Below are 13,285 nucleotides of genomic sequence, written 5' to 3' on the forward strand. Positions count from 1 at the left end.
TGGTTTGTTGCCTTGGTATTGTTAATATGCTTTGCCAAAAGGGTTACACCCTCTGCATCAAACGTATCTGTCTTATAAGACTTCTCGTCAGAGGCTTTTAGTTTCAGTTGGTTAGTAACACTAACCAACTGGCTATTTTCTTTTCTTAGTTTGATTTTGAGATACTTCCAATAGTTTCTCGTCTTTTGATAATCATCCTGCTCGTTAATCGCAGCGATGATGTCCAGCACGGAGAACCACCACTTACTGTGTTCCTCGTCCCATACCGCCCTCACTTCACGGTCGTTGAAAAAACGAATAGATTTTTTATGTTGTTCTTTATGCGCTTCCATAGATGGGAATTTAGTTGTTCGTTTTATTATTTTTAATCTCCCAATAGCCATTGCGCTTACCATTTTTGCGTTCAAGAATGCCTTGTACAGATAATTTTACGGTCATCGTCTTTACCGTTCGTTCTGATTTTCCGATATGCACAGCTATTTCTTTTTGCGTTGCATTCGGTTTCTCTTTAATAAAGTTGAGTAATGCTAATTCTTCTAAAGTGCAATTCAAAGTGCAAATATTGCACTTTGGGTCATTACCTGTTGCACTTTGACTTTCTGCCGACACGTGCAGGTATCTATTCTTCAATTCATTCTGCTCACCTAATATCAAATTGCGAAAGAAAGCTTCAAGGTATTGCATTGTAGCAAAAACGCCTTTAGGCATATTGTTATAGTTGGCTCGAACCAGTGCGTTACGAAAATACCACGAATAGTTAGCAAAGGTTTCGTTGCTGATGTCGAAACCAAATATACGCAGATACTTAATAGTAAAAACTGCCGTTGTACGGGTATTGCCCTCCCCGAACGGATGAATTTGCCAAAGGTCAGAAACAAATTGTGAGATATGGCTCACAGCTTCTGCTATATTATGATGCTTATAATCGTATTCTTTTTCACGGGCAAAGTCGTAATCCAGCGTTTCACGGATACTATCAGCACCAGCATATAGTACCGTTTCTCCATTCAACATCCATTCCTTTTTCGTAATGTTATAATCTCTTATCTTTCCTGCATGCTCATAGATGCCTTCAAACAAACGACGATGAATTGAAATATATTCCAATGGCGAGAATGTAAAGCTCTGTTCAGATAGTAATTCGGTAATACGCGCCGAAACTTTATCTGCCTCTTCCGTCCTATCCCCGACCTCCTTACGAGCAGTCTTTGACTCATAATAGCTATTGACGAGCTGCTTCACCTCCTCAATCGTGATGTCCCCCTCAATATGCTGGCGAGCAGTTTCACGCAAATAATCAGAAGTCTTCAAGCCATCAACAGCCTGCAAGCCAATAGCCGTCTGCCACGCATAACCTTTCTCTCGTTTATGCGGTTCGCTCTGTCGGATATACTCTTCAAAGTCGGTTATCATACTATTTATGAATTAAAATCGAATCGATTTCTTACTGTACCCTTTATGTTCTTCCATAAGCAGGTTCTTAGTCACTATGCCTACAAAATAGTGTCTTACAAAGGTAGCAAAAAAATCTATATGCAGAAAAAGACAAGGTCATTTTTATTAAGAATATATTTCACACCTGAATATCAATAAAGCAAACATAGTTTTGTTTTAAGTTGCTGTCACTTTTAACATTTCACGCAACGAACAGATTATAAACCACTTATAGCACGTTGAAACGTGACAGCAGTGACAGCAACTTTGAAAGTATATTCAGATAGCAACTAACGTCTTTAGTTAGGGTTGACGGACTGATCTATACAGCTTCGTATCGCCACCAAATACTCTGTTCCGTGCGAAGAATGTTTACTGTGGAGGTTCGGGATGTTGGCAAGGAGACGGCCGAAATGGGAAAGGCTTGTCAGGTGTAGTTGACTGCCATATCGCTGACGGAGAAGACTAAAGATGGAGGCGGCTGTCATATAGGCACCCTTCGTCAGGTCCTTAGGGATGGAAAAACACTCGAAGAAGAGAGACTCTGCAGGAGTACGTTGCTGATACTGCATGTTGTTTGCCATAATCTCTTGGGTGTCAGCCTCATCAAACCAGTAACGCCGGCCAGCCTCAAGTTCGGCAACCGCCTGCGCATAAAGCTGCTCATAGTCTATGCGGTCGGGCAGACGGATGGGACCAGTCAGCGTAACCGCTATGAAACGGCGACAGCCACTGGGGTCGCTAAAGACGTCCGAGACATTTGCTGTGGCAATGAAAGAGGCTACACGTGGCAACGTGACTTGCTGTAGGCAGTAAGGCTGACGGAGTTTTACGTTTGCAAGTTGCATAACGTTCTTCAAAAATCCGTCCTGCGTCTTAGCAGATAGCGTGTTGAACTCGTCGATATTGATAAGCAGCGACTGTGTCATTGCCCGCAGCGTGTTCTGTTTCTCACTGATAACAAGGTTGTCATTATAGCCCCACTGCAACGCTTCAGGCAGCAAGCGTTTACAGAAGGTAGATTTTCGATAGCCCTGTCGTGAGATGAGTAGCGGTGCAACACTGTTTCCATGTGCTGTATCTAAGCCCATCCATTGTGCCACCATTGCAAGAAACCATGTATGGAACCAGTCTGCCCACCGTGCATTGTCATTAGGTACACAGTCAGCCAAAGCCTTGATATGGTCCTTTCCATCCCATCGTCCACGCAGGCTATTGAGGAAGTCATCTACAGGATTAAAAACTTTGACAAAACCTGAGCTAGTATAACGTCGGATATCCTTATCCCATGCATTAATACCATCAAGTCGTGCTTTAATGGCGATAGTGTTGAGTATGCGTTCATCGGCTGGCACAAACGATTCGTTACTTCCAGCCTTTCGAATTTCCGTACAACCCAAGGCTGTGTTATACCGCATTTCATACTTCCGCTCGAGATAGTCGAGCAGCCGATGGGTTATGTCATTTTTAAGTTTAGCCGCTTTGCGGTTACGTTGATTAGCAACTTTGATTTTCTTAAGATTATTTTTGTGCATAAAAACAAGTTTTAAAGGTAAAAGAGTAAAAATTAAAAGGAAAAAGGAAAAGCGTAAAATAGATGCGCATTATATTTCCAAGATGTTAATGCTAATAGCGATTGCATTTTGCAAGTGCGTACATTATGACCAGCACCAACTGTGCGGAGGGCAAGCACGACTTGTGCGGAGCATCAACACATAATGTGCAGGGCATGACTACTAACACTTCCACACCATCTGGTAATGGTCGTAAACACGTGGCGTAGTGTAGCCATAACGTTGGAAAAGTTCATCAACCCAGTGCTGTTCTACTTCTTCTAATTTCTTTGTACCTCGATGATAACGATAATAGATGAAGCGACTACCGAAGTAGTTCTCCAGAGTAGAGCGTAGAGGACGATAATCACAATGCTTCACATCATCAAAGAGATGCGAAAATCCCCACGCCATCCGTTCTGTCTTCATTGTGTGAAACTCCTTACAGCTGTTGCCATTGCGAGCAGAGGGAAGGACTACCAAAGCCGCATGTTGATCGAGGGGGGCAGTCTCACCTGCATAATAGCGCAAGCATTGTTCTTTGAGAATACAATCGTGCATAAAGCACACTGCCCAGTCTTTGGGCATGTCAGAAAAATCTGTAAACATAAATAGAATGATTTAAGAATAAAACAAAAAGGAAGATGCCGTTAGTTTGTAGAAAATCACACCTTGCGTGCCGTTGCTCTTCCTAATATCTGCCTGCAAAGATACAACACAGAGGTACCCCTTGTCAAGTTTTTCACGAATTATTTTTATTTTGCTGTCACTCCTGTCACCCACTTACACCATATAACGCTTTATAAATCAGCAATATACCGCAAATGTTAAAAATGACAGCAAATAGTTTTCAAACTTAGTGTAGTATATAAGAGATTTACAGAAAAGAGTAAATAACATTTTACGTTCACATCAAGCATTATATTGGCTGTATAATACGAACACTGGCTGACTCTCTGTGAGTGCCAACCAGTGTACAATTAATACCTAAATAATTTCTTCTTGGAACTAAGATTTAAATGGTGGGTGCCAACTAGTCCAACGTTCGGCTAAAGAACAGTCGACGTTCTTTAACCACAATGATAACAGACACGATGAGCAATAACACCGTCTGAATACACTTGCTATCGGGGTGAGTTGCAAATATTTCATTGAAATAACCTGCCGTAATGTGAAAGATAATAGCAACGAGGATATTTCGGTTGGTTTTATAATAAAGCCAGTTCATCAAGATAACAAAGGGAAAGATGCTAACGATGAAGTTCAGACTATAAAGCAATCCCTCCTGCACTACATTAGCATGGTAATAACCTTTGATACCCCGCAAGAGGGAAATGCCAGACAGCCCAGTAAGCAGCAAAGAGCATAGATGTTTTGAAGAGACTCATTCGAGAACGGAGGCAGTCTGTACCATAACCATGCCACGCAAGTTCCTCAAGTGTAGGGGCAAGGATAAGGAGGAACCATACAGGGAAAACACCCGAAGTGAAAGTGTAATGACCTGTAATTATAAATTGTGATGAGCTGTAACCGAACAACAGAGATATTGCCATGGCACACAAGATACTTGCAGGCATCAGCAGGCAAGCTGTGAGATAATATTGCCACTTACAGAAAGACAGATTTAGGAATCGCCCAAGGAAATCCTTACGAAGGTCTTGATGTCGAGAGACTAACACAATGGTTAGAACCATTGGGAAGCAAAGTCCAGCCAATCCCAACAATGGGGCTGTCCATACATTTTCCGAATAAACTACATGATGACTTACATAACTGGCAGCAAACCAGAATATCCATGGAATAAGGGTTGCCAAGAGATAGAAAAGTATCGTATGACGATACTTGATGACAATGTTTTCTTTCATATTACTTTGATGCTATTAATAATCACAGATTATGTAAATAACAAGATGTGCATGAATAGTAATAACGAATATATTACAAAATTGTCACAAATATACTTCCTACATCGCAAAGAGCCAAAATGAAACACTTAAAATACTCTATGTCTGGACGATGTCATATCAACTGTGTCAACGGCTAACACAATAAACTCATATAACCGCTGTTATATCAGCATACTTAGATTTAGCAAATGACACAAGACGAGTACGCCGAGATGTTGTCTCAGGCAAAAGAACAGTTCAAACAAGGTACTCCTTTGTTTGGTAAGGATGGTGCATTCCATCGTGTATTGGAAGATTTCCTCAATTCAGCTCTCGAGTGTGAGATGGACTCTCACCTTTATAACACTAAGACATCCACAAAGATTAATCGCCGTAACGGCAAGATGTCCAAGGAGGTTCAGACAGAGTATGGTCCTGTAGAAATAGATACTCCACGTGACAGAGAAGGGAGTTTTACCCCTGAGATTATCAAAAAACGACAGACGATATTAGCAGAAGGTTTGTCCGATAAGATTATCAGTCTTTATGCTACAGGTCAGAGCATGTCTGACATAAGTAAGTTCCTTGAAGAGAACTATGGTACCAAGATATCCAAAGAGACAATAAGTAACATTACGGACAAGGTCTGGCCTGAGATAAAAGCCTGGCGCACACGCTCTTTGGAAGAAGTCTATCCGATAGTTTGGATGGATGCTATCCATTACAAGGCACATGACGACACGGGTGCTACAACATCTCGTGCAATATATAATGTCATTGGTGTTGACAAGGAAGGACATAAAGATCTTCTGGGTATGTATGTATCTCATAGCGAGGGCGCTAACTTCTGGCTCAGCGTACTTACAGACCTTCAAAACAGAGGTGTCAAAGACATTCTTATAGCTTGTGTAGATGGCCTTACGGGCTTCCCAGATGCCATCCAGAGCGTATTTCCTAAGACGGATGTACAGCTATGTATTGTACATCAAATCCGTAACTCAGTGAAGTATGTCGCCAGCAAGAATCAGAAGGAGTTCCTAAAGGATTTGAAGATGGTTTATGCTGCACAAACTAAGGAGAAAGCAGAGATAGAACTCGATAATTTGGAGAAAAAGTGGGGTAAGCAATATCCTATCGTCATCAAGTCGTGGCGTGACAAGTGGGATAACCTCTCACACTATTTTGACTATACGGAACCTATCAGACGTATCATGTATACTACCAACATTGTAGAAGGTTATCATCGTCAGATACGTAAGGTAACAAAGACAAAGGGAGTTTTCCCAACTGACGAAGCTCTCTTCAAACTCGTATATCTTGCCTATCGTAACATCAAAAAGAAATGGACTCAGCCATTGCGAAACTGGGGCCAGACAGCCCAACAGTTCGCTATAAAGTTTGGCGACCGCTTCCAATTATTATAGGTTCATGAAGTTAGGCATCCGGAAATTAGGCAGTTCAAAAATACTGTCGTATCTTTGCAACACCAAGAGAAGATGCGATGGTTTATACCACCAGCAAATTAAAAATCAGGCTGGGCATCGAGCCCAGCCTGATTTTACCAAGAGAAAGACTGCTCCGGTTTGCCCATCAGCATTACTCATGCTCCTAAAGAAATGAAGCCAATGACACAGTTCAGATGACGTACCCTATGTCCGATATATTTTTGATTTAGATTGTCCCATATTGAGTAAAGATATGATACAGACAATAGACTCTTCACCAAAACATTTCATTACAGGAATAGCTATTACGAACAGTGAAACTATGCATCACAGATTCTAAACTATATAATGCTCTTTCGTACTTATTCCGAGTATCGTGTAGGTTGTATGATGCAAGCACAGGCTGGCTATTCTCACAATGAGTGCCAGTCTAGTGTGCGTAGTCGTAGGTGAATTGGTTGTATTGTTCAAGGGTCATAAGATATTATTTTTTCTTCTCATTTTATCAATAAAATAACTATTTCTTATACTACTGTTTGTAAACTCCCTTAGAAGAGATTCTACGATAATTTTATCAGCGAGAGTTGTCTCTGGTCCTAACATAACCTCTATGCTATTAAGAGCATTTTCGTTAATAGGAATATCAATATATTCTAAACATGGTTTATAATTTTGAAATATAGACTGTATTTGAGAACAAGATATCTCCACGGGGTTGGGATTCTTAATCTTCTTTATTAAATTAGAGTCTCGTGGTAGTGCAATTAACTTAAATCGGCACTCATTTTGAAATCTCCACAATTTATTCTTAATGAGTCCCAGATCTTGAGTATTTATGTTAATCCACTCCCCATTGCTGTTTATTAAATTGGATATCTCACTCTTATTATCTTCTACATATTTTATCTTGTGCAATTTAACTTGATTGTTAGGAAATATAAAGTTGCAATCACATTCAATATGTTCGTAATCCTTAAAGTAGCTATAATACTTTTCACTAAGCTTATATTTTATAAACATATCTTCGTCCATGGCAATACGTATACCCCGATTATTAGTATACATGTTCCAAAGAGCGATATTTTCTTTATTATCTTTTGTCCAACATGAAACAAAACAATATTGTCCCAAAAGTACTCTATGATTTCCTGATCCATACATAGCCTCCTCCATATCATCAACCTTGTCCAAACGGTTAAAGCGTATAGTCTTGTGTTTCAAAATTAAAGCTAATGTTTCGATTGTTGTGTAGTGGTATATCTTCCCCATAACTCTAAGATCTTCTATAATTTGAAAGTATAATTTATACACCTTCAATATGTAAGATTGGCAAAATAAATTAGAAAGAACATATCGTGCTTTTTATAGCTTTTCACTAATTAAAAATCGCAGTAACCCACTACTGGATTACTGCGATTATATTAGTTGTTATTTTACTTCACTTCCTCAAAGTCTGCATCCTGGATGGTGTCATCCTGCTTTGGCTGCTCCTGCTGACCAGCATCTGCGCCTGGCTGAGGACCTGCTTGGCTGTACATCTGCTGTGATGCAGCCTGCATAACGGTGTTGAGGTTGTTGATAGCTGTGTCGATTGCTGCAACGTCAGCTGACTTGTGAGCATCACGGAGCTGCTGGAGAGCAGACTCGATACCTGACTTCTGGTCGGCTGGAATCTTGTCACCATTGTCCTTCAAGAAGTTCTCGGTGGTGAAGATCATTGAGTCAGCCTGGTTCAGCTTGTCAATCTTCTCACGCTCTGCCTTATCGGCTGCAGCGTTCTGCTCAGCCTCAGCCTTCATACGGTTGATTTCGTCCTCGCTCAAGCCACTTGAAGCCTCGATACGGATGCTCTGCTCCTTACCAGTTGCCTTATCCTTAGCAGATACGTTGAGGATACCATTAGCATCGATGTCGAATGTTACCTCAATCTGTGGCACACCACGGCGAGCTGGAGCAATACCTGTCAAATTGAACTGACCGATAGACTTGTTCTGTGCTGCCATTGGACGCTCACCCTGCAGAACGTGGATAGTAACCTCTGTCTGGTTGTCAGCTGCGGTAGAGAATACCTCGCTCTTCTTGCAAGGGATAGTAGAGTTAGCATCGATGAGCTTTGTCATCACACCACCCATTGTCTCAATACCGAGTGTCAATGGAGTTACGTCGAGCAATACGATGTCGCCTACACCGCTCTCCTTGTTAAGGATAGCACCCTGAATAGCTGCACCAACAGCAACCACCTCATCAGGGTTAACACCCTTTGAAGGCTCCTTACCAAAGTAGTTCTTAACCAATGTCTGCACAGCAGGAATACGGCTTGAACCACCTACGAGGATAACCTCATCGATATCTGATGTCTGCAACTTAGCGTCGCGGATAGCATTCTGGCATGGAACGAGACAAGCCTGAATAAGGCTGTGTGCCAACTGCTCAAACTGTGAACGAGTCAAGGTCTTTACCAAGTGCTTTGGAACACCGCCCTCAGCTGTGATGTATGGCAAGTTAATCTCTGTAGAAGAAGAACTTGAAAGTTCAATCTTAGCCTTCTCAGCAGCCTCCTTTAAGCGCTGCATAGCCATTGGGTCCTTTCTCAAGTCGATACCCTCCTCAGCCTTGAAACCATCAGCGAGCCAGTCGATGATTACCTGATCGAAGTCGTCACCACCAAGGTGAGTATCACCATTCGTAGAAAGTACCTCGAACACACCACCACCGAACTCAAGGATAGAGATATCGAATGTACCACCACCAAGGTCGAACACAGCAATCTTCATATCCTTATTAGCCTTGTCAACACCATAAGCAAGTGCTGCAGCAGTAGGCTCATTCACGATACGCTGTACGTTAAGACCTGCTATCTGACCAGCCTCCTTAGTTGCCTGACGCTGTGAGTCAGAGAAGTATGCTGGTACGGTGATAACAGCATCTGTTACCTCTTGACCGAGATAGTCCTCAGCAGTCTTTTTCATCTTCTGCAAAATCATTGCAGAAATCTCCTGTGGAGTATATTTACGATCGTCAATCTGTACACGTGGATAACCACCCTCATTAACAACCTTGAATGGAACACGCTCAGCCTCTTTCTGACACTGCTCGTAAGTCTCACCCATGAAACGCTTAATAGAGTAAATCGTCTTCTCTGGGTTTGTGATAGCCTGACGCTTAGCAGGGTCACCTACCTTACGTTCGCCACCCTCAACGAAACCTACAACAGAAGGTGTTGTACGCTTACCTTCGCTATTAGCGATTACCACTGGCTCATTACCTTCAAATACAGCAACACAAGAGTTTGTTGTTCCTAAGTCAATTCCAATAATCTTTCCCATAATTGTATATCTTTTTTTTATTATTATTCGTATTCAGTTATTGACAATTGCCCGTCATAGTATTATCAAACTTATATCGTCTGTAACTATTACTGACAGCGTCATTCGCCAATTATTAGACAAATGATGTGCCAACAGGGAAAGACTGACAGAATGGCAGAATCAACAACAACAGATAGAACTATTCCCGCATAATTATATCCTTTAAGGATGAAAATTCCTACTTAATCAAGAAATAAAAAAGCTGTGCCAACACTCATTATAAGAATGTTGACACAGCCACATTATATCCAAAAACAACAGCCTTATTTTACACTGAAGGTTGTTATTTTCATATCATTCTTTTCATTTCGTTTGTCAGGATCACCCAAAGAGATACCATACTCACCTGGTTTTAGATTCTCAATAACAATATAGTAAGAACTCTGTCCATACTTCTTGGCCTGAAAAGATATTTGTCCAAGAGAGTTTGTTTTAGTTGCAGACAACGTACCAGCTTCAGCCAACTGCGCTCTACGCTCCTTTCCCTTTACCTCAAATGGGAAGATATTGATAAAAGACTCTGGATCGGTTGAATTATTCGCAGCCTTAATAATAAGGCGAACATCCTTACCAGCAGGTACTGTTACAGATGATGTAGGACCACTCAAAGTAATACGTGTCTTCACCTTTCCAATACCAACAAGATACAACGAAGCACCCGCTTTGGTCTTAACAACGCCAGATTCACGTGGCAACTTCACATACTCTGTGTTAGAAGTAAGCAAAAAAGTTTGGTCTGCAAACTCTGGTTCTGGAACAGATACTTTTTGTGCAAAAGATGTTGTCATACCTAAGAGCATGAACATAAGGGTAAATAGAGTCTTTTTCATATAAACATTGTTTATTCGTTAATAATCAGAAATTATGTTTCAAATATATAAAATTTAATCAAGAAACGAAAGAAAATCACTTATTATTATAATAATTTAACAGTAGGTTAATGTTTAGAATTAGATTACTAAGATAAGAATACATTGGTTATCAATCTTTTCAGGAGCTATCCATAGCCACTCTTCATTAATGTATATGCATATAAGAAGTCCAGTAATCTTTGTAAAAAGACAACCGGACTCCTATTTATTTTGTTTTATTAGAGATTACGCTCTTGGATCAGATATAAGATAGAAACTATCTGGTTCCTTATAGGAAGATTTATCAAGAACGCCATCAACAACCACACCTGCTTCTATAAGGCGTAATATTGTGATCTTGCGCTCACTAACATAATTACCATAAGAATAATATTCTGAGAAATAGAAACTTATAGATACATCATGAGTTTTACCATCATACGTCAACTGACCTAAATCCACTCTAAATGGAATAATAAAATATTGGATAGGCTTCACATAGAAGATGCTGACACTACATTTAACTTGCTGATTTGGTAAAGCCTCAATAGCCTGCTTCAAAGCAGAATTAGTCACATTGGCAGCTAACAATTTACTTGGGACGTCTTTGATAACAAGCACCGAGTCATCTTTGAATTCCCATGAGGTATTTGCAGAATCTGTCTTTTCTGTCCTTCCTGTTCGCTCGTTGTTAATAAGTCTATAAAGTTTACCTTGATAAAGGCCTTGAATAGTATTGGTAGCTTCCTTTAGTTCGGCTGCTGTTGGACGATTGCGTCTTGTCTCATAATCATCATTTAAGCAGGACGTAAATGACACTGTTGCTATAAGTGCAACAACCAGAATAAGTAATTTGTTCTTTTTCATTTATAGTACGTTTTGGTTATTATATTTAAGTTTATTGGTCACAAATTTACACATTATCAACTTATTTCCAACACAATTACTGTTAAAAGAGTAATAAGAAAGTTGTATGATAGTTTATGTTATTTATTTTAAAGAATTTACTCCCTATTTGTAGACAAAATAAAGTGCTTTTGATAACATATAATACGCTATATAAATGAAAGAGAAGTTAGGGGAGATTGAAAGCATTTTCAGCTATCAACACTTTACTTTCACGATAATAAACATTTTTCTTCATGAAAAGAAATATTTTCTTTCGTGAAAATAAATATTTCTTTTCATGAAAATAATTCACCATCGTTGGAAATAAAGGAATGCTAAAAGCCTTTAGAAGGTATCAATATAGATAGAACTATAACCCAAACTCAGGCTTTTACCTACCTTAGTTCTCCTTCCAAAAAGCAGGCGAAAAGAGTACCAAGACTGTAAACAACTCCAAACGACCTACGAGCATAAGGAAGGAACAAATCCACTTTGCAAAGTCAGGCAACTGTGCCCATGACATTGTAGGACCAATCTCCATACCCAAAGTCGGACCGACATTACCCAAACAACTCAATGTAATCGTAATAGCATTTGTATTATCAATACCAAAGGCAATCATCGTAAAAGCACAGAAGAGCGTCAGAATAAGATAAAGTCCGATGAAACCTAAAAGTGTTACACGCTTTGACTGTGGTATATTCACTCCATCAACCTTCATTGGTAAGACAGCATTAGGGTGTAGTATCTGACGGAACTCATTGCGCACCACCTTTAATAACATCACACCACGAATACTCTTGATACCACCACTGGTAGAACCAGAACAGCCGCCAAAGAACATACATGCAGCTAAGACAACCCATGTTACATGAGGCCACTTGGCAGCATCATCGCTGAAAAGTCCTGTCGTTGTTATAAAGGAAACAACTTGGAAGAGCGCACTACGGAAGGCATGCTCTATATCATAATGATTACGATAAACAAGTTCAAAAGCAATAAAGATAGCAAACGAGAGTACCATGGTGGTATAGAAACGGAACTCGCTATTCTTTATGAGCTTCTTAATATCTAATCCTGCTGCCGAGGCATATAGCAATGTGAAGTTGACACCAGATAGGAAACAGAATAATGCACAGACATACTCCTCTGCTGAAGAATGAAAGGTTGTGATAGAACCGCTCTCCGGAGAGAATCCACCCGTCGCAGTACTGGTCATTGAATAGTTGAAAGCATCAAACCATCCCATACCACATACCTTATATGATAGAATGCAGGCAGTAGTCAGAACCAAATAAACTACCCATATCCACTTAGCACTTGTGCTTAGACGTGGGTGTAGCTTACTCTTGATAGGACCAGTCGCTTCAGCCGCAAAGACCTTTACCGAACCACCCACCATAGAAGGGAGAATGGCTATAGTAAAGAATACTATTCCCAATCCACCAATCCATTGTGTCAATGAACGCCAGAAAAGGAGTCCTTTTGGTAGATGTTCAGGATAGTCTATAATCGTTGCACCAGTTGTTGTGAAGCCTGACATAGCCTCAAAGAAAGCATCAGTGAAACTCCCAATACCTCCACTAATCATAAAGGGGAGTGTACCGAATATCGTAAAAAGAATCCAAGATATCGTTACAACAAAATAAGCATCACGACGTCCAAGAAGATTGTCAGCATGACGACCTAACAGTCGGAAGATAAAACCAGCACCTACTGTTATGAGAATACTCCACACGAATGGTATAACGTCACTGCCATTATAAAACAAGGACACGAACAGACAACTGAGCATCAGTACGCCTTCTATCCATAACAAGGAACCAAGAATCTTAGAAATGAGTTTCAGATTGAGCATAG

General features: G+C 40.3%; 9 protein-coding genes and 2 pseudogenes. 1 reads left to right on the top strand and 10 read right to left on the bottom strand.

The window, feature by feature from the left end:
• Positions 1–2 precede the first annotated feature (2 nt).
• The 5 genes and pseudogenes from J4856_RS11015 to J4856_RS11035 form a co-directional block, all read right to left on the bottom strand.
• Positions 3–332, bottom strand: a pseudogene (locus tag J4856_RS11015) (cell filamentation protein Fic); the annotation flags it as partial.
• A 10-nt stretch (positions 333–342) separates the two neighbouring features.
• A complete protein-coding gene (locus J4856_RS11020) occupies positions 343–1,413 on the bottom strand; it encodes a Fic family protein (protein ID WP_044081356.1) in 1,071 nt (356 codons plus the stop codon).
• Positions 1,414–1,733: 320 nt separating this feature from the next.
• Complete coding sequence (locus J4856_RS11025; RefSeq protein WP_044081355.1) at positions 1,734–2,969, bottom strand: VapE domain-containing protein; 1,236 nt, start codon at positions 2,967–2,969, stop codon at positions 1,734–1,736.
• Between the two features lie 201 nt (positions 2,970–3,170).
• Positions 3,171–3,596, bottom strand: coding sequence for a DUF6078 family protein (locus J4856_RS11030; protein WP_172823681.1), 426 nt, complete (start codon positions 3,594–3,596; stop codon positions 3,171–3,173).
• Positions 3,597–4,020: 424 nt separating this feature from the next.
• Positions 4,021–4,852, bottom strand: a pseudogene (locus J4856_RS11035) (CPBP family intramembrane glutamic endopeptidase).
• Positions 4,853–5,082: 230 nt separating this feature from the next.
• On the opposite strand from J4856_RS11035, the gene J4856_RS11040 reads away from it, so the two are divergent.
• Positions 5,083–6,297: an IS256 family transposase gene (locus tag J4856_RS11040; protein ID WP_065367730.1), complete on the top strand. Its 1,215-nt coding sequence runs from the start codon at positions 5,083–5,085 to the stop codon at positions 6,295–6,297.
• 495 nt (positions 6,298–6,792) lie between these two features.
• Here the strand turns inward: J4856_RS11040 and J4856_RS11045 are convergent, their stop codons facing one another.
• From J4856_RS11045 to J4856_RS11065, 5 genes are all read right to left on the bottom strand, one after another.
• Entirely contained in the window at positions 6,793–7,587 is a 795-nt protein-coding gene (locus J4856_RS11045; protein WP_025839842.1) for a DUF2971 domain-containing protein, read from the bottom strand.
• A gap of 164 nt (positions 7,588–7,751) precedes the next feature.
• Complete coding sequence (gene dnaK / locus J4856_RS11050; RefSeq protein ID WP_065367718.1) at positions 7,752–9,644, bottom strand: molecular chaperone DnaK; 1,893 nt, start codon at positions 9,642–9,644, stop codon at positions 7,752–7,754.
• 305 nt (positions 9,645–9,949) lie between these two features.
• Entirely contained in the window at positions 9,950–10,516 is a 567-nt protein-coding gene (locus J4856_RS11055) for a hypothetical protein (RefSeq protein ID WP_025839841.1), read from the bottom strand.
• A gap of 267 nt (positions 10,517–10,783) precedes the next feature.
• Positions 10,784–11,404: a DUF4840 domain-containing protein gene (locus J4856_RS11060; protein WP_025839840.1), complete on the bottom strand. Its 621-nt coding sequence runs from the start codon at positions 11,402–11,404 to the stop codon at positions 10,784–10,786.
• A 421-nt stretch (positions 11,405–11,825) separates the two neighbouring features.
• Complete coding sequence (locus J4856_RS11065) at positions 11,826–13,283, bottom strand: TrkH family potassium uptake protein (protein ID WP_025839839.1); 1,458 nt, start codon at positions 13,281–13,283, stop codon at positions 11,826–11,828.
• Positions 13,284–13,285 lie beyond the last annotated feature (2 nt).

This window comes from Prevotella scopos JCM 17725 (assembly GCF_018127785.1).
Taxonomy (GTDB): domain Bacteria; phylum Bacteroidota; class Bacteroidia; order Bacteroidales; family Bacteroidaceae; genus Prevotella; species Prevotella scopos.